The organism is Xanthomonas sacchari, assembly GCF_024266585.1.
Classification (GTDB): Bacteria; Pseudomonadota; Gammaproteobacteria; order Xanthomonadales; family Xanthomonadaceae; genus Xanthomonas_A; species Xanthomonas_A sacchari_C.
Genome location: NZ_CP100647.1, coordinates 1 through 17,718, shown reverse-complemented (window position 1 = coordinate 17,718; position 17,718 = coordinate 1). Strand labels below are relative to the sequence as shown.

At 73.4% G+C, this 17,718-nt stretch carries 16 protein-coding genes; 11 read left to right on the top strand and 5 right to left on the bottom strand.

All coding sequences use genetic code 11. The features are described from left to right. Positions 1–23: 23 nt before the first annotated feature. From NKJ47_RS00085 to fabG, 9 genes are all read left to right on the top strand, one after another. Positions 24–773, top strand: coding sequence for a lysophospholipid acyltransferase family protein (locus NKJ47_RS00085; protein WP_254461492.1), 750 nt, complete (start codon positions 24–26; stop codon positions 771–773). A 9-nt stretch (positions 774–782) separates the two neighbouring features. After that, positions 783–1,070, top strand: coding sequence for a dehydratase (locus tag NKJ47_RS00080; RefSeq protein WP_048491109.1), 288 nt, complete (start codon positions 783–785; stop codon positions 1,068–1,070). Then, the gene (locus tag NKJ47_RS00075) at positions 1,067–2,041 is read left to right on the top strand and encodes an acyltransferase (protein WP_254459577.1); all 975 of its coding nucleotides are present in this window, start codon (positions 1,067–1,069) and stop codon (positions 2,039–2,041) included. The genes NKJ47_RS00080 and NKJ47_RS00075 overlap by 4 nt, the downstream gene beginning before the upstream one ends. Further along, positions 1,965–2,612, top strand: a complete 648-nt coding sequence (locus NKJ47_RS00070; RefSeq protein ID WP_307547187.1) for a LolA-related protein — start codon at positions 1,965–1,967, stop codon at positions 2,610–2,612. The genes NKJ47_RS00075 and NKJ47_RS00070 overlap by 77 nt, the downstream gene beginning before the upstream one ends. 88 nt (positions 2,613–2,700) lie before the next feature. After that, positions 2,701–2,919: a hypothetical protein gene (locus tag NKJ47_RS00065; protein ID WP_254459576.1), complete on the top strand. Its 219-nt coding sequence runs from the start codon at positions 2,701–2,703 to the stop codon at positions 2,917–2,919. A gap of 23 nt (positions 2,920–2,942) precedes the next feature. Further along, a complete protein-coding gene (locus tag NKJ47_RS00060; RefSeq protein ID WP_429002556.1) occupies positions 2,943–5,276 on the top strand; it encodes an MMPL family transporter in 2,334 nt (777 codons plus the stop codon). 4 nt (positions 5,277–5,280) lie between these two features. Further along, positions 5,281–5,715 (top strand): phosphotransferase, encoded by a 435-nt coding sequence (locus NKJ47_RS00055; RefSeq protein WP_254461490.1) that lies wholly within the window; start codon positions 5,281–5,283, stop codon positions 5,713–5,715. 96 nt (positions 5,716–5,811) lie between these two features. Further along, positions 5,812–6,528 (top strand): MgtC/SapB family protein, encoded by a 717-nt coding sequence (locus tag NKJ47_RS00050; RefSeq protein ID WP_254459574.1) that lies wholly within the window; start codon positions 5,812–5,814, stop codon positions 6,526–6,528. Between the two features lie 204 nt (positions 6,529–6,732). Next, a complete protein-coding gene (fabG, locus tag NKJ47_RS00045) occupies positions 6,733–7,470 on the top strand; it encodes a 3-oxoacyl-ACP reductase FabG (protein WP_254459573.1) in 738 nt (245 codons plus the stop codon). 61 nt (positions 7,471–7,531) lie between these two features. On the opposite strand, the gene NKJ47_RS00040 is transcribed toward fabG, so the two are convergent. The 5 genes from NKJ47_RS00040 to NKJ47_RS00020 form a co-directional block, all read right to left on the bottom strand. Beyond that, entirely contained in the window at positions 7,532–9,208 is a 1,677-nt protein-coding gene (locus tag NKJ47_RS00040; protein ID WP_254459572.1) for a tannase/feruloyl esterase family alpha/beta hydrolase, read from the bottom strand. Positions 9,209–9,415: 207 nt separating this feature from the next. After that, positions 9,416–11,041, bottom strand: coding sequence for an NAD(P)/FAD-dependent oxidoreductase (locus NKJ47_RS00035; RefSeq protein ID WP_254459571.1), 1,626 nt, complete (start codon positions 11,039–11,041; stop codon positions 9,416–9,418). Then, positions 11,038–11,859 (bottom strand): glycosyltransferase family 2 protein, encoded by an 822-nt coding sequence (locus NKJ47_RS00030; protein ID WP_254459570.1) that lies wholly within the window; start codon positions 11,857–11,859, stop codon positions 11,038–11,040. Before NKJ47_RS00030 ends, NKJ47_RS00035 begins: the two co-directional genes overlap by 4 nt. Continuing rightward, the gene (locus NKJ47_RS00025) at positions 11,856–12,629 is read right to left on the bottom strand and encodes a beta-ketoacyl synthase chain length factor (RefSeq protein ID WP_254461489.1); all 774 of its coding nucleotides are present in this window, start codon (positions 12,627–12,629) and stop codon (positions 11,856–11,858) included. The genes NKJ47_RS00030 and NKJ47_RS00025 overlap by 4 nt, the downstream gene beginning before the upstream one ends. An 8-nt stretch (positions 12,630–12,637) precedes the next feature. Further along, entirely contained in the window at positions 12,638–13,837 is a 1,200-nt protein-coding gene (locus NKJ47_RS00020; protein WP_254461488.1) for a beta-ketoacyl-[acyl-carrier-protein] synthase family protein, read from the bottom strand. A 218-nt stretch (positions 13,838–14,055) separates the two neighbouring features. Here NKJ47_RS00020 and NKJ47_RS00015 point away from each other — a divergent pair, with 218 nt between their 5' ends. Together NKJ47_RS00015 and NKJ47_RS00010 are read left to right on the top strand one after the other, a co-directional pair. Continuing rightward, on the top strand, positions 14,056–14,316 hold the full coding sequence (locus NKJ47_RS00015) for a YcgL domain-containing protein (protein ID WP_017909431.1): 261 nt from the start codon (positions 14,056–14,058) through the stop codon (positions 14,314–14,316). Further along, positions 14,309–17,620: an ankyrin repeat domain-containing protein gene (locus tag NKJ47_RS00010; RefSeq protein ID WP_254459569.1), complete on the top strand. Its 3,312-nt coding sequence runs from the start codon at positions 14,309–14,311 to the stop codon at positions 17,618–17,620. The genes NKJ47_RS00015 and NKJ47_RS00010 overlap by 8 nt, the downstream gene beginning before the upstream one ends. Positions 17,621–17,718 lie beyond the last annotated feature (98 nt).

Here is a 17,718-nt window from a genome sequence, read left to right as displayed (position 1 = left end):
AGATCATCAAGGAAAACCGCAAGTTGCCGCAGGCAGGGATGCCCTCGCGCATGGCCTGGGCCATGTACAACGCCCTGCAGCTGCTGTTCACCCTGGCGCATACCGCGCTGGGCATCGTCGTAGCGCTGGTGCTGCTGCGGCTGACCGGGCCGCGGCTGCCATTGCGCATGGGCGCGCGATTCTGGGCGCCGGTGCTGCTGTTCGGCGCCGGGGCGCGGCTGCAGGTGGAGGGCCGCGAGCGGGTCGACTGGTCGCGCAACCACCTGTTCGTCAGCAACCACCAGTCGATCATCGACATCTGCGCGCTGTTCGTGGCGCTGCCGGTGCCGCTGCGCTTCCTGCTCAAGGACGAGATGCTGAAGGTGCCGTTCGTGAACTGGTATGCGCGCGCGACCGGCATGTTGTTCCTGGACCGCGACAGCCGCCGCGCCGGGGCGATGATGCGGCGCGCGGCGGCGGCGCTGCTGCGCCGCGGCGAGGATCTGTGCCTGTTCCCGGAAGGCACCCGCAGCCGCAGCGGCGCGCTGGCCGAGTTCAAGGCCGGGCTGCTGCAGGCCGCGATCGACGCCGGGGTGGACGTGGTGCCGGTGGCGCTGGACGGGGCGGGCAAGGTGTTGCCGCCGACCAGCCTGTTCCGGGTCCGGCCCGGCGTCATCCGGGTGCGGATCGGCACGCCGATCCCGGTGAACGGCGAGGACGGCCCGCTGAACCGCCAGGAAGTGACCCAGCGCGCGCACCAGGCCGTCCGTGCCATGCTCGAACCCAGGATATGAGTCGCCCGTATGCATTTCGTCGTCCCGCATGATCATCCCAGCCTGCCGGGCCACTTCCCGGGCCGCCCGGTGGTGCCCGGCGTCGTGGTGCTGGACCACGTGCTGCAGGCCGTCGAGGCGGCGCACGGCGCGCGCGCGCCGCTGCGCCTGCCGCAGGTGAAGTTCCTGCAGCCGCTGCTGCCCGGGCAGCCGGCACGGGTGGAGCTGGACGGCGCCGCGCCGCGCTGGCGTTTCCGCGTGCTGCGCGGCGAGGACCTGCTGGTGAGCGGCGAGCTGAACGCCGAGGCGGCGCCGTGAGCGCCGGCTGGAAGCATCGCCCGGAAGGTGGCGGCCGCTTCGCCCTGTGGCTGATTCGCGGCATCGCCCGCCACGGCGGCCGCGCCGTCGGGCGCCTGCTGCTGTACCCGATCACGTTGTACTTCCTGCTGGTGCGCGGCCCGGAGCGGCGCGATTCGCGGCATTACCTGAGCCGTGTGTTCGACCGCCCGGCCACCCTGCTGGAGGTGGCCCGGCACATCCACACCTTCGCCGCGACCATCCTCGACCGGGTGTTCATGCTGTGCGGGCAGATGCACCGGTTCCGGGTGCAGGTCCAGGGCCTGGACCAGTTGCACACGCAGATGGACCGCGGCCGCGGCGTGCTGATCTTCGGCTCGCACCTGGGCAGCTTCGACGCGCTGCGGGTGCTGGCCACCGAGCGTCCGGACGTGCAGGTCAAGGTGGTGCTGGACAAGGCGCACAACCCGGCGATGACCGAGTTGCTGGGCGCGCTGAACCCGCAACTGGCGGCCAACATCATCGACGCCGGCATGGACAGCACCTCGATCGTCATGGCGATCAAGCAGGCCACCGACGAGGGCGCGCTGGTCGCACTGCTGGTGGACCGGCCGCGCCCGGAGGATCCGGCGCTGCCGGCGGCGTTCATCGGCCAGGGCGCGCTGTTCCCGACCTCGCCGTGGCTGATCGCCGCCGCGCTCAAGGTGCCGGTGGTGCTGGCGTTCGGCCTGTACCGCGGCGGCAACCGCTACCAGCTGGTGTTCGAGACCTTCAGCGAAGGCCTGGACCTGCCGCGCCGGCAGCGCGCGCCGGTGCTGGCCGCGCTCATCCGCGATTACGCCGCCAGGCTGGAGCATTACACCCGCTCCGCGCCCTACAACTGGTTCAACTTCTACGACTTCTGGAACAACCGCCATGCCGATGCGCCGCACCTTGCCGTGGATGCTGATACTGCTGTGCAGCGCCGCACCGCTGAGCGCCGCATCGCCTGAGGCACCGGACGCCGACTGGATCCTGCAGAAGCTGGCGCGGCCGGCGCCGGTCAGCACCGCCTTCGTCGAACTGCGCGGCTCGGCGCTGCTGAAGACGCCGCTGCGGGTGCAGGGCCAATACCGCCGCCCGGACGCGCAGACCCTGGTGCGCGAGGTCACCGCGCCGTACCACGAGACCACCACCCTGCGCGGTGGCGAGGCCACGCTGGAACGCGACGGCAAGCCGCCGCGGCGCTTCTCGCTGGCGCGCGTGCCGGAACTGGCCGGCCTGCAGAGCGGCTTCGGCGCGCTGCTGTCCGGCGACCGCGCGCTGCTGCAGCAGCAGTACACCATCAGCAGCGCCGGCACCCGCGAGCGCTGGCAGCTGGAGTTGCAGCCCAAGGACCCGGCCATGGCCGCGCACGTGCGCAGCCTGCGCCTGTATGGCCGCGGCGCCGAACTGCGCTGCATCGAGACCACCCCGGCCAAGGGCGAGGTCCAGCGCACCCTGCTGGCCGGCGCGGCGCAGGCCGCCGGCGCCCTCGCCGACGGCGCCGCGCTGACCGCACTGTGCCACGGCGACGCGGCGTGACCCCCGCGCGCGGCGACGGGTGCCGGCAGCACGCTGCCGGCCTGACGGGTGCGCGTGCGGCCGCTGAACGGTACGCAGGGGCAGCGCGATGAGGCGTGCCCTCGGTTCGAAGATGCGCATCTCGCTGGCGCTGCTGTGGCTGGCCGTGCTGACCGTGGCCGGGATCCGGCTGGGCAATGCGTTGCAGGTGTCGGGCGATCTGCGCAAGTTCATGCCGGCCCGTGGTGGCAGGCGGCGGTCAGTCATGCCCGATGCCGCGCCCGCGGCCCCGGGTCTGAACGGATGGGCGTTGGGGGAGCGGCGGTAGTGACACGCCAACTGAGTTCGAAGATGCGCATCTCGCTGGCGCTGCTATGGCTGGCGGTGCTGACCGTGGCCGGGATCTGGCTGGGCAATGCGTTGCAGGTGTCGGGGGACTTGCGCAAGTTCATGCCGGAAGCCCGCACCCCCGCCCAAAAGCTCCTACTCGACGAACTCGGCGAAGGCCCCGGCTCGCGGCTGCTGCTGATGTCATTGTCCGGGGCCGATCCGGCCACGCTGGCGCAGCAATCGCAGGCGCTGCATGCCGCGCTGGCGGCGCAGCGCGACGTGTTCGAGCTGGTCGCCAACGGCGCCGACGCCGGCCTGGACGCGATCCCCGAGCGCCTGCTGCCGTACCGCTACCTGCTCAGCGACAGCTTCGACGCCAAGCCGCTGGATACGCCGACCCTGCGCGATGCGCTGCAGGCGCGGCTGCAGGACCTGGGCTCGCCGGCGGCGGCGATGGTGGAGCCGCTGCTGCCGCGCGATCCGACCCTGGAGGTGCTGCACCTGGCCGAGCGCCTGCAGCCGGCCGGCGGCCCGCAGCAGCGCGACGGGGTCTGGTTCGACCGCGCCGGCAAGGACGCGCTGCTGGTGGCGCAGACCCGCGCCGCCGGTTTCGACCCCACCGGCCAGCAGCGTGCGGTGGACGCGATCCATGCCGCCTTCGCCAAGGTCAGCGCCGGCACCCGCAGCAAGCTGACGTTGACCGGCCCCGGCGCGTTCTCGGTGGAGATCGGCGGACGCACCCAGAATGAGGCGCAGTGGATCGGCACCCTGGATACGGTGGGGCTGATCGTGTTGCTGCTGGTGGCCTACCGCAGCTGGAAGATCCCGGTGCTGGGCGTGCTGCCGCTGGCCAGCGCCGGCCTGGCCGGGCTCGGCGCGGTGGCGTTGCTGTTCGACGGCGTGCACGGCATCACCGTGGCATTCGGCTTCACCCTGATCGGCGTGGTCCAGGACTATCCGATCCACCTGTTCAGCCACCAGCGTCCGGGCCTGGACCCGCGCGAGAACGCGCGCCACCTGTGGCCGACCCTGGCCACCGGCGTGGTCTCCACCTGCATCGCCTACGTCACCTTCCTGTTCTCCGGCGTGGACGGCCTGCGCCAGTTGGCGGTGTTCACCATCGCCGGCCTGCTGGTGGCGGCGCTGACCACGCGGCTGCTGCTGCCGGCGCTGATCGATCCCTCGCCGCGCGACCATGCCGACTCGCCACTGCTGGAACGGCTGTGGCGCGGCATCGCGCGGCTGCCGCGGCCGCGCTGGTCGCTGCTGCCGCTCGCGCTGCTGGCGGCCGCGGTCATCGTGTTCGCGCCCGGGCCGTTCTGGCAGAACGACCTGTCCAAGCTGACCCCGGTGCCGGCCGACGGCTTGGCACGGGACGCGCACCTGCGCCAGGAACTGGGCGCGCCGGACGTGCGCTACGTGCTGGCCCTGCCGGCCGCCTCCGCCGATGCCGCGCTGGCCGCCTCCGAACGCCTGCGCCCGCGCCTGGACGCGCTGGTGGCGCAGGGCGACCTGGCCGGCTACGACATGGCCGCGCGCTACCTGCCCAGCGCCGCCACCCAGCGCCGGCGCCAGGCCGCCTTGCCCGATCCGGCGCAGGCGCAGGCGATGACCGCCGCCGCGGTCGCCGCCACGCCGTTCCGCGCCGACGCCTTCGCCCCGTTTCTGGCCGACCTGCAGGTCGCGCGCAACGCGCCGCTGCTGACCGCGCGCGCGCTGCACGGCACGCCGCTGGCGACGCCCGTCGGCGGCCTGCTGCTGGAGCGCCCCGACCGCACTACCGCGCTGGTGTCGCTGAGCGGACTGCGCGATCCGGCACAACTGGCGCGCGCGGTGCAGGGCAGCGGCGCGCAGCTGCTGGACCTGAAGGACGCGTCCGAGTCGCTGGTGGCCGCCTATCGCGGCCGCGTGCTCGCCGCGCTGGGCGTGGCCGCGGTGCTGCTGGCGCTGACCGTGGCGATCGCCTTGCGCACGCCGCGGCGGATCGTGCGCGTGCTGCTGCCGATGGCGCTGACCACGCTGCTGATCCTGGCGATCCTGCGTGGCTGCGGCGTCGAACTGAACCTGTTCCACCTGATCGCGCTGATCCTGGCCGCCGGCCTGGGCCTGGACTACGCGCTGTTCTTCGACCACGCCGGCGACGACCGCGCCGACCAGTTGCGCACCCTGCATGCGCTGATCGTGTGCAGCCTGATGACCCTGCTCGTGTTCGCGCTGCTGGCCGCCTCCAGCATCCCGGTGCTGCGCGCGATCGGCAGCACCGTGGCGTTGGGCGTGCTGTTCAATTTCGTGCTGGCGCTGCTGATTTCGCGCGAGACCGCCAGCGACGCCCTGGAGAGCCGCCATGCACACTGAGCCATTGCACGGGCGCGACGCCATCGCCGCGCTGGTCCCGCACCAGGGCCTGATGTGCCTGTGGGAAAAGGTGGTGGCCTGGGACGCGCAGCGCGTGGTGGTGCGCAGCGTCGCGCATCGTCAGGCCGCGCATCCGCTGCGCAGCGGCGGACGCCTGCGCGCGCTGCACCTGTGCGAATACGGCGCGCAGGCGATGGCGGTGCACGGCGGCCTGCTCGGCCGTGCCGCCGGCACGCCGGTGCGGCCGGGCATGCTGGTGGCGCTGCGCGGGGTGCAGTTGCACGTCAGCGAGCTGCAGGACCTGGCCGGGCCGATCGAAGGCGAGGCCGAGGTGCTGCTGCAGGCCGAGGACAGCCAGCAGTACGCCTTCCGCATCCGCCATGCCGGGCAGCTGCTGGCCGAGGGTCGCGCCACGGTGATGCTGCGCGCAGCCGGCTGAGCCGGCGCCTGCCGCCGGCGTAAGCGCGCCGCAGCGTGGCTGTGGCAAGGTGGCGCCACCGTCGATGGCGGCGGATGGGAACAACGGAGCTTGTTGATGCGGTCCATCGAAACCTTCCATGCCGCCGCGTTCCTGGACACGGTGGTCAGCCTGGTGGCGGCGTTCCTGCTCGGCACCCTGATCGGCGCCGAACGCCAGTACCGGCAGCGCACCGCCGGCCTGCGCACCAATGTGCTGGTGGCGCTGGGCGCGGCGGCCTTCGTGGACCTGGGCATGAGCATCGCCGGCAGCGCCGAGGCGGTGCGGGTGATTTCCTACGTGGTTTCCGGCATCGGCTTCCTCGGCGCCGGCGTGATCATGAAGGAAGGCATGAACGTGCGCGGGCTCAACACCGCCGCCACGCTCTGGTGCTCGGGCGCGGTCGGCTGCTGCGCCGGCGCGGACATGCTGGCCGAGGCCGCGCTGCTCACGGTCATGGTGATCGGCGGCAATACCCTGCTGCGGCCGCTGGTCAATGCGATCAACCGCATCCCCATCAACGCCAACGCCACCGAGATGCACTATGCGGTGCGCCTCACCGTGGCGACCTCCGCCGTGCCCGAACTGCGCGAGCGCCTGGTCGAGGAACTGGAGGCGGCCCACTACCCGGTGAGCGCGGTGGACCTGATCGAGCGCGGCGACGAGCAGACCGAGCTGGTGGCCTCGCTGGTCAGCAGCGCGGCGCATCCGGACGAACTGGATGCGGTGATCGCGCGGCTGGAGCGCAAGGGCGAGGTCGTGCACGGGACCTGGGAAACCAGCACCCGCGATTGAGTCGAACGACGGCGCGGCGGCGGCTGCAGGTGCAGGCCGTGCCGGTGCGAGATGTTGATCGGTGCGCGCATCGCCGTCGCGTCGTTGCCGACGGCGGTGGCGGCTGAGGAGGCGGATGCGCATGCGGCGCAACGCGCCCGGGTTTGCTCTACGATGGCGGCCCCTTGTCGGCGGCCGACGTCGGTCGCCAGCGGAGCCTTGCCGATGACAGCTTCCTCTTCCCCGCGTCGTGCCCTGGTCACCGGCGGCAGCGGCGATCTCGGTGGCGCGATCTGCCACGCCCTGGCCGCGCAGGGCCTGCACGTGATCGTGCACGCCAACGCCAATGTCGCGCGGGCGGCGGCGGTGGTGGAGGCGATCGTCGCCGCCTGCGGCAGCGCCGAGGCGGTGGCGTTCGACGTGGCCGACGCCGAGGCCAGTGCGCAGGCGCTGGCGACGCTGCTGGAGGCCGGCCCGATCCAGGTGCTGGTCAACAACGCCGGCATCCACGACGACGCGCCGATGGCGGGCATGACCGCGGCGCAGTGGCACAGCGTCATCGACGTGTCGCTGCACGGCTTCTTCCACGTCACCCAGCCGCTGCTGCTGCCGATGGCGCGCACGCGCTGGGGCCGCATCGTCAGCGTGTCCTCGGTGGCGGCGGTGCTGGGCAACCGCGGGCAGACCAACTACGCCGCGGCCAAGGCCGCGCTGCACGGCGCCAGCATGTCGTTGGCGCGGGAAATGGCCAGCCGCGGGATCAGCGTCAACGTGGTCGCGCCGGGTGTGATCCAGGGCGCGATGGCCGAGAGCGCGTTCCCGCCGGAGGCGATCAAGCAGATGGTTCCCGCCGGGCGCCCGGGCAAGCCGGAGGAAGTGGCCGCGCTGGTCGCCTTCCTGTGCTCGGACGCGGCCGCCTACATCAACGGCCAGGTCATCGGCATCAACGGCGGCATGGGCTGACCGCCTCGAAAACGCCGCGGCCGTTGCGCCGCCACGCCGGCGGCGCAACGGTGGCCGGCGCTCAGCGGCAGACGAAGCTGGACGCCGCCTCCACGTCGCCGCCGACGTAGCGCGCCACCTGCGGATACGGACACAGCGGACGGCTGCGCTGGCTGCTCCAACTGGCCGGCACCTCGTTGTTGGGCGCGGCGCTGCCGCTGCCGCGTGCGTTGGCGACGATCGCGGTCGGCGCCTGGCCCTGCTCGACCCAGGCGACCAGCGGGGTCAGCGCATCGAACTGGTCGGTGGCCGGTCCGCCGGCGCAATGGGCCATCGCCGGCACCGCGAACAGGCGTGCGTAGCTGGCGGCGTCGGCATCGGCCGTGCGCAGGCGGTCGTACCAGGCCGCGGTGTCGGCGAAGGAGAAGATGCCGTCGCCGGTGCCGTGGTAGATCAGCAGCTTGCCGCCGCGCGCCTTCAGCGTGGTCAGCTGGGTCTCGTTCGGCGGGGTCATGTACGACCAGGCGGATTCGCGGAAGGCGCCGTCCGTGGCGAAGATCTTCGGCGCGTCGCGGTCCATGTCGAACTGCAGCGCGTACCGCTTCAGGTCCTGCAGCACCGCCGGATCCTCCGGCGGGGTGACGAAGCCGAAGGCCACCGATCCGGGCACCAGGGTCAGCGAGGCGTCCTGCCGCCAGCCGGCCCAGTCGCCGCTGGCGATGCCCGGGTCGTAGGGAAAGGGCGCGTACAGCGGCGTGCCGGCGCTGTTGCGCACGCCGGCATGGATCGCGCCGAGCGCGCGCTTCTGCGCCGGGGTCAGGCATTGGCCGGTGCGCCCGGCGCTGCCGCAGGTGGCGACGTCGCGGTTCAGGTCGAAGCGGCGCTGGCAGGCGAGCACGTCCTGCACCATGCCGTCGCGCACGCCGTCCAGCGCATCGCAGGTGGCGACGATGCGCTCGGCCACCAGGCTGCGCTCGGCGGCGGTCAGGCCGCTGCGCGTGTCGTTGCCGCCGGCCAGCGCCGCCAGCTGCTGGGCCGCGGCCAGGTCCGCGATCGCCGCCTTGGGCAGGTGGAAGCCGGGATCGCCGACCAGGATGCCGTCGTAGTCCTGCGCATCGCGCGCGGCGGCGACCATGCCGTGGCGACCGCCGTTGGAGCAGCCGCCGAAGTAGCTGTAGTCCGGCGCCTTGCCGTAGGCGATCTGCACCACGCGCTTGGCCATCGGGGTCAGTGCCTGCACCGCCTGGTAGCCGTAGTCCAGCCGCGCCTGCGGGTCGCGACCGAACAGCGGGTTCTGCGCGTTGCTGTGCCCGGCGTCGGAACTGATCACCGCAAAGCCCATGCGCAGCGGGTTGTCGCGCTGACCGCCGCCGCCGATGTCGCCGAGCGCGGGAACCACGTTGCCGTCCAGGCCGCCGTTGGCCTGGTAGAAGAAGCGCCCGTTCCATGCGGCCGGCAGGCGCATCTCGAAGCCGATCGCATAGGCCTGGCCGTCCGTGCCGACGCGTTCGTGCATCAGGCCGGTGATCTGGCAGTGCGCGCCGATCGGCTGGCCGCCCACCTGCAGGGCGCCGGCGGCCACGCTGTGCACCGCGGTGAAGCGGGTGCCGGGATAGACGAGCCGGCTCGCCAACGCCTCGCACGACTGTTGCAGCGGTGCCGGCGTGGCCGGCGCGCGTTCGGTCGGCTGCGCATGCGCGGTGGAGGTCACGGCCAGAGCGGCCAGGGGCAGGGCCAATGCGAGCAGCGTGGAGTGCATGCAGTTCTCCTGAAGGGGGCGCCGGGCACGGCGGGCCTGTTTCGCGCCGGTAGCGCGAGGCGTCAACCGCGGTTCGTGCGAAAACGCGGATGCGTGGGCGATATTCGCCCATTGCGACTTATGTCGCACAATAGCGGCGTTGCATGGCGCGTCGCGGCGGCGCGCGGCGCATGCGTTGTTGCAGGGCGGCATGGCCCTGCGCGCGGTTCAGGCGGCGTCCGCGTACCAGGCCGGCGACAGCACCGGCGCCGGGATCGGCACGCCGCGGCAGGCGTCCAGCAGGCCGTGGTCGGCCAGCGCGGGATGCCGCTGGCGGGCGCGCGCCAGGATCTCCCCAGCCAGTTCCGCCATGCGCGCGACATTGCCGTGCAGGCGGGCGACGAAGGCGGCGTCGTCGAGCCGGTCGCCCAGGGCGCGGTTGAGCTCGTGGAACCAGCCGATCAAGTACTGGTCCAGCAGGCGTCCGTCGGCCACCGCCGCGGCCTGCGCGCGGTTGGCCGCGCCCCAGTCGCGCAGCAGCGCCTGCATACCCAGGTTGAGCGCGCTGGCCTGCTGCAGCGCCGGCCGCAGCCGGCCCAGCACCGCCAGGTCGGCGATGCGGTCGGTGCAGTACAGCGGCGCCAGCAGCGACCAGTAGTAGGTGTAGTCCCAGATCACCTTGACCGGCATCACCTGGGCGTCGCCGAACAGCGGGTACTGGTCCTGGTACAGGGTCAGGGTGTTCTCGTAGAACGAGAAGTACAGCTGCTGGTACAGCTCGGCGTAGGGCGCGATGTCGCGCCCGGCGCGCTCGCGGCCGATCAGTTCGCAGATGTAGGTGTTGCTGATGGCGATGAAGTCGCTGCCCGGCGAGTAGAACGGGTCCAGGAACACCCCGGCCTCGCCGGTCAGCGCCCAGCGCTGCGCCGAGAACACCTGCTTGCAGCCGTAGGAGAAGTCGCGCAGGAACAGGAAGTCCTGCACCGTGTGCTCGCTGCGCTCCAGCGTGCTGGCCACCTGCGGCTGGTGCGTGCGCAGCCAGTCCATCGCCTTGGCGTGGGTGTTCATGGTCTCCAGCGGATGCAGGGCGGCATCGCAGACGATGCCCAGCGAATGCGCGCCGGAGGACAGCGGGATCAGCCAGAACCAGTAGCCGGGGCCGCACATGTGGTTGGTCGAGCGCCAGCGGTCCGGCGGCGTGCAGCGCTGCAGCCAGGCGCTGTCCTGCGACCAGCCGTTGGGATCGACCAGCCCGTCCACCCGCCACCACACCGCGTTGGCCTGGTGCGCGTTGTCCTGCGCCAGGCCGAGCTTGCGCTTGAGCAGGCCGGCGCGGCCGCTGGCGTCGATCACCCAGCGCGCCTGCAGGCGGGCGTCGGCGCCGTCGCGGCTGTAGCGCACGCAGTGGTCGCCGGCGTCCTCGGCCAGGTCGACGCCGCGCACCGTGCTGCCGTCGAGGAACTCCACGCCGAGGGCGCGCGCGCGTTCGCCGAGAAAGTTCTCGAAGCGGCCGCGGTCGATCTGCCACGACGGGGTGGGCAGCAACTGGCTCACCCCCAGCTCGGTGCACTGGTCGATGTCCGTGCGCCCGTCGGAGAAGAAGAAGCGGAAGCCGAACTTGCGGATCTGCTCGGCATCCAGGTGCTCGCGCAGGCCCAGCACCTCGGAAAAATAGTGCGCGCCGATCTCCACCGAGGATTCGCCGACCTTGAACGCGGCTTCGCGCACCGGGTGCGCGCGCCGTTCCAGCACGCGGATGCGCAGCTGCGGGTCGCGCTGGCGCAACTGCAGCGCCAGGGTCAGTCCGGCCAGTCCGCCGCCCAGAATCGCCACATCCGCCTGCGCTGCGTTCATGTCGTCTTTTCCTTGCCGACGGCCAGGGGCGCCGGGTCGAGGGTGCCGTCGGCGTCGTCGATCAGCACCGGGTTGGCGCGGGTGCGCCGGTACTCGCGCACCACGTGCCCGTAGGTCCACACCTGCACGATCACGTGCGAGGTGATCTTCCACAGATCGCGCACCAGGCGGAAGTGGCTCTTGCGGAAGCTACCGGGGGTCTGGTTGGCATAGCGGGTCTCGATCGGCACCGCCACCACCCGTGCGCCGGCCTGGCGCGCCGCCGAGATCAGCAGCTGCGCCTCGAACACGAAGCCTTCGCCGGGCACGTCGGGCAGGGTATAGACCGACTGCGGGTACAGGCGCTGGCCGCTCTGGCTGTCGACCAGGCGGAAGCCGCAGCCCCAGGCGATGCCCCAGTCGCCGAAATCGTTGCCGATGCGGCGGATCGGCGGCTGGCTGGCGCGCTTGCGCAGGCGCGCGCCGACGATCACGCAGCCGGGATGGCGGTTGGCCGCGGCCAGCAGCCGCGGGAAGTCGGCGGCGCTGTGCTGGCCGTCGCCGTCCATGGTCATCACCGCGCGCGCGCCCTGGCGCTGCGCCTCGGCGAAGCCGCTGCGCAGCGCGGCGCCCTTGCCGCGGCGCTGCGGGTGGCGCAGCACGGTCACCGGCAGGTCGGCGATGCAATCGCTGGTGCCGTCGTCGGAACCGTCGTCGACCACGATCACCCGCGGGCAGTGCGCCAGCGCGGCGCTGACCACCTCGCGGATGCGCAGCCGTTCGTTCAGGGCCGGAATCAGGATCGCGGCGTCGGCGGCGGTCAGCGGCGTGCGGCTCATGCGCGCAACTCCACTTGCAGGCAGCGGCCGCCGCCTGCGTCGAGCACGCAGCCGCCGCCCAGCGCCAGTGCGTCGAACAGCGGCAGCATCGGCGCCATCGCGTTGCCCGCGGCATGCTGCGCCAGCGCGCCATCGCCGACCGGCGCGTTGCCGTCGCGCAGTTGCACCTGGAGTTGCGGCTTGCCGTCGCGTGCGCCCGCGCTCAGCACCAGCGCACCGCCGAGCAGGCCTTCGCTGCGCGCGATGCGGCCCAGCGCGCCGACCGAGCGGCTGTCGTAGCCGACCAGCAGCACCGCGTCTTCGCCCGCGGCCAGTTGCGACAGCGCTTCCAGCAGGCCCTGCGCGAAGCTGCCGTGGTGCGCGCTGATCGCGGTCGCCGCGGCGGTGGCGCCGGCGCCGATGGTCCAGTAGCCGGCGGCGGCGTTGTGCACCGAGTTGTGGAACTTGGTCGGCGAGACCGACAGCGGTTCGCTGGCCAGGGTGGTGCACATGTAGTCGGTGATCGCCAGGTCGCCGTGGGTGGAGGTGAACACCGACGGCAGCGTGGCCGGGTCGCGGCCGGCGTCCTGGCAGGCGGCCAGCGCCGCGTCCAGCGACACCGCCACCGTGTCCGGCGCGCGGCGGCGTTCGTTCGGCGCCAGCAGTTGCGGCGAGGGCCGTGCCGGCGTCTCCAGCAGTGCGCTCTCGCCGCGGGCGAACGCCTGCGCCACGGTCCACGAGGGCAGCCCGGGCGCCCAGAAGCCGATGCCTTCGATCGTCGCGCGCAGCATGGGCGTGCTCATGCGCGGCCGAACAGCAGCGAGCAGTTGTTGCCGCCGAAGCCGAAGGAGTTGTTCATCGCGTAGCGGACCTGTGCATGGGCGGTGGCGAAACGGATCTGCGGGCCGCAGGCGGGATCGGGCAGTTCGCTGTTGAGGGTGCCGGGCAGCAGGCCGTCGCGCAGCGCCAGCAGCGCGAACACCGACTCGACGATGCCGGCGGCGCCGAGCGTGTGCCCGGTCCAGGCCTTGGTCGAACTGGCGTGCAGGGTGGGCGGGAACAACGCCGCCACCGCGGCGGCCTCGACGCTGTCGTTGGCCGGGGTCGCGGTGCCGTGCAGGTTCAGATAGCCGACCTCGGCCGGGTCGACGCCGGCGCGCTGCAGTGCGCCGCGCATCGCCAGGCCGGCGCCCAGGCCTTGCGGATGCGGCGCGGACATGTGGTGCGCATCGCTGGACTCGCCGTACCCGCACAGCAGCGCCTGCGCCGGCGGCGCATCGGCGGCATCGGCGCGTTCCAGCAGCGCGTAGCCGCCGGCCTCGCCCAGCGACAGCCCGACCCGGCGCGCGTCGAACGGCCGGCACGGTTCCGGCGACACCACCTGCAGCGAGTTGAAGCCGAACAGCACGCTGCCGCACAGCGTGTCCACGCCGCCGACCAGCGCCGCATCGACCACGCCGGCGGCGATCAGCCGCGCCGCCTGGGCGAACACCTTGGCGCTGGACGAGCAGGCGGTGGCGACGGTGATGCACGGGCCGCGCAGGCCGGTGGCCGCGCGCACGAAATCGCCCAGCGAATGCGGGGTGTGCACGATCGGGCGGTCCAGATCGGCGGGCAGGCGCGGGCCGTCCGCGTCATGATCGAGCCGGGTGTAGCCCTCCTCGCTGGCGCCGATGCTGGAGGTGGAGGTGCCCATCACCACCGCCACCCGGTCGGCGCCATGCCGTTGCGCCGCGGCGGCCACGGCGTCGGCCATGCCGTCCTGCTGCAGCGCCAGCCAGGCCAGGCGGTTGTTGCGGCATTCCCACGCGGCCAGCGCCGGCGGCAGCGCGGCGGTTTCCAGCGCGTCCACCCGGCCGATCCAGCATTGCAGCGGTTGCGGACCGAAATCGTTGCGGCGCAGGCCGCTGCGGCCCTCGCGCAGCGCCGTGGCCTGGGCCTGCAGTCCGCTGCCGAGCGCGTTGGTCGCGGTGTAGGCACGGATGGCCACCGGGGCCATGCGGGGCGACGAGGACGCTTCGGTCACGCGGTATTCCATACAAGGGCAATTGCCGCAGTATATCGACGCATTCGGTCATGCCGTGAAACACCCGCAACGCCAACGTGAATGGCGCGCTTGCCCTGGATCCGTTCAGCGCAGGGCCGGCGTGCGCTTTCGCCGCTGGCGCATTTCCTCCACAATCGCTTGCCTTTCCACGCCAGGCGCACGCCACGGGCATGCAAGCCTACGTCTACAAAAGCCAACGCAAGCCGGACACCTATCTGTATCTCGCCGCCCGCGACGACTTCGGCCGTTTGCCGCCGGCGTTGCTGGCGTCGCTGCAGCCGCTGGCGTTCGTGCTCGAGGTGGCGTTGACCGCCGAACGCACGCTGGCCCGCGCCGATCCGGCCGCGGTGCGCGCCAACCTCGCCGGCTGCGGCTTCCATCTGCAATTGCCGCCGTCTCTGCCCGGCACCACCGATCGACACGATGACTGACTCCTTTCTCCGCGCGCGTGCGCCGATGCTCGCCGCCGCGCTCGGCGCGGTGCTGGCGCTGGCCGCCGGATTCGGCCCGCTGGCCGCGGCGCTGGGCGCCTGGCTGGCGCAACCGGCGTTCGCGCTGGCGCTGTCCTGGCAGCGCGGCAGCCGGCCGCGTCCGCGCGCGGCGCGCGAGCTGGTCGGCGCGGTGGCGCCGCTGCTGGTGCTGTGGGCCGGCGGCATGGCGCTGGTCGCGGTGCTGGTGGCCTGGCCGCTGGCGGCGCTGCACGACAGCGGCAGCCTGGCCGCCGCATTGGCGCTGAGCGTGGCCGCCAGCGCCGCGCTGCTCGGGCTGTGGCGGACCTGGCCGCTGTGGCACGCCAGCGATTGCCAGGGCGGCGCGTTGGGCGCGCGCTGGCACGCGCTGGCGCAGCAGGACGTGCAGGCCTGGCGCGGGCTGGCGGTGGCGGCGCTGGTGCTGGTGCTGGCCGGGCTCGGCGTGGTGCTGGCCTGGCCGGGGCTGCTCGCCGACGCCGCGCGCTGGCCGCTGGCCTTGGCCTACGCGCTGCTGTCGCCGTTGCTGCATGCCGGCCTGCAACGGGTGGCGCCGCCGCAGCCGCTGACCCCGCCGGTGTCCTCCGCCGACCTGTTCGCCGAACTCAGCGCCGCGCCGCACGCGGACGAGCCGGCGCCGGCGCAGGACGAACTGCATGCGGCGCTGTACGAGGCGGCCCGTGGCGGCCGCGTGGATCGTGCGCTGCAGCTGCTGCAGGCCGGCGCCGATCCGCATGCGCTGCCCGCCGCCGAGTGGCGCGACCAGCGCAGCCTGCCGGTGCTGGCGGCGGTGCTGCCGGACCTGCGCCTGTTGCGCGAACTCATCGTGCGCGGGGTCGACGTCAATCGTCCGCACCTGGGCATGACCCCGCTGCTGGCCGCCACCCGCGACAGCTGGCATGGCCGCCCGGAAGCGGTGATGACCCTGCTCGCCAACGGCGCCGACCCGCGCGCCAGCGACGGCGACGGCAATACCCCGCTGCACCACGCCGCGCGCAGTTCCGACCCCGGCGTGGCCGCGCTGCTGCGCGACGCCGCCGCCGAACTGGATGCGGCCAGCCGCGACGGCCTGACCCCGCTGGCGGTGGCCTGCCAGGTCGGCAACTGGCGCATGGCCAAGTTCCTGCTCGAGCGCGGGGCCAAGCCGGAGCCCGCCGAGGCCAGCCCGGTGCTGCTGGCCGCGGCCGGCACCGAGGAAGACGATCCGGCCGGCGTGCAGTTGCTGCTCAAGCACAAGGCGCGGGTCGACGCGCGCGATCGCCAGCGCCGCAGCGCGCTGCACGAGGCGGCGCAGGCCGGCCACGTGGAGATCGTGCAGGCCCTGCTCGGCGCCGGCGCCAACCTGGAAGCGCGCGACGCGCTGGGCCGCACGCCGTGGCTGGAAGCCGCCCGCCACGGCCGCGTGGCGGTGCTGGAACGGCTGCTGCCGCACAAGCCGGACCTGGCCGCGGTCGACGCCGACGGCCGCAACGCGATCCTGCTGGCCTGCACCGCCGACCACGTCGCCCCCGGCCTGATCCGGCGCCTGCTGGAGCTGGGCGTGGCGCCGGCGCAGCCGGACCACAGCGGCCGCCGCGCCGTCGACCTGGCCGCCGAGGCCGGGCGCTGGGCGATCGTGTCCGCGCTGGACCCGGACTATCCGCTGCCGGCCGCGGTCAGCGACGGCCAGGGCGAGACCGGCCCCGCCGGCCTGCCCGACCGGCCGCCGCTGGAACTGCTGCGCGAGGGCCTGCAACTGGGCCAGCCGCGCGAGGGCCTGGCCGCGCTGGCGCGGCTGTGCGCGGCCGAGGAACTGGGCGCGCTGCTGCACGATGCCTCGCTGGCGTTGAACGCGCAGGCGGTGGACTGGCTGCTGGCGCACGGCGCCGCGCCGGAGGTGCTCGACGCCTGCGGCGACACCCCGATGTTCGCGCTGCTCTCGCGCGGCGTGGAGGCGGTGCCCAGCCTGCAGGCGATGCTGCGCCATGGCGTGTCGCCGGCCGGCCGCGGCGGCCTGACCCGGCTGCTCGCCGCCTGCGCCCAGCACGATCACGCCTCGCGCGCGCTGGAACAGTTCGCCCTGGAACTGCTCGAGCGCGGCGCCGATCCGTTCGCGCCATCGCCGGCCGGCGATCCGCCGCTGTCGCTGGCGGTGCGGCTGGGCTGGCTGCGCCTGCAACTGCAGTTGCTCGAGCGCGGCGCCGACCGCGAGGCGCGCGACAGCCATGGCATGACCGCGCTGCACCTGGCCGCCGCGCTGGGCCGCGAGGCCTCGCTGAAACTGCTGATCCAGCAGGGCGCCTCGCCGGACGCGCGCGCCGCCGACGGCCAGACCCCGCTGGGCGTGGCCCTGGCCAGCGGCCGCCGCGACCTGGCCGACTGGCTGGACTGGCGCACCTGGCCGCTGCCGCGGCGCCCGCTGCGCGAGGCCGACGTGCCGGCCGCGGCAATGGTCGGCGACGCCGAGGCGATCCGCCGCCTGATCGACCTGGGCCTGCCGGTGGATGCGGTGGACGCGCAGGGCTGCACCGCGCTGCTGCGCGCCGCCGGCGGCGGCCATGCCGCGGCGGTGAAGCTGCTGCTGTCGCGCGGCGCCGACCTGCAGCACGCCGCGGCCAGCGGCGCCACGCCGCTGTCGGCGGCGGTGAGCATGCGCCAGACCGAGATCGTCGCGGCACTGCTGCAGGCCGGCGCGCAGATCGAACACCGCCTGCCGGGCGGGGTCACCGTGCTGATGCTGGCCTGCGCGCTGGGCCTGCCGGACATCGCCGCGCGGCTGCTGGCGGCCGGTGCCGACGTGCATGCCGGCGATGCCCAGCAACTGGCGCCGCTGCACTGCGCGGCGCTGTACGGCTTCACCGCGCGCGACAAGACGCGCCTGTTGGCGCTGCTGGACACCTTGCTGCTGGCCGGCGCCGAGGCCGACCGCGCTTCCGCCGGCGGGGTGACGCCGCTGCTGTTGCTGCTGGGCGCGCGCGCCGAACCGGGCACGGCCTGCGAGGAGCCGGTGGTGCTGGCCGGCGTCGAGCGCCTGCTCGACGAGGAGGTCAGCCTGGAAGTGCAGGATCCGCGCGGCTTCGGCCCGTTGCACCTGGCCGCGCTGCACGGCCTGCCGCTGCTGGTGCAGCGCCTGCTGCGCGCCGGCGCCGATCCGGAACTGCGCGATACCTTGAACCGCACCCCGCGCGAGATCGCGGTGATGCGCGGCTTCGTCGACGTCGCCGGGCAGTTCCAGCCGGCGCTGCCGGGGGTGTCGTCGATGGCCCGGTTCCTGCGCGAGAGCCGCTGACGGGGAGCGGCCCGGCATGCGCGCGGTGGTCGCCGCGCGCACCCGCGATCGTGCCGCGGAGCGTCGCCGTCGCCGCCGAGAGGCGGACCCGCAGGGGG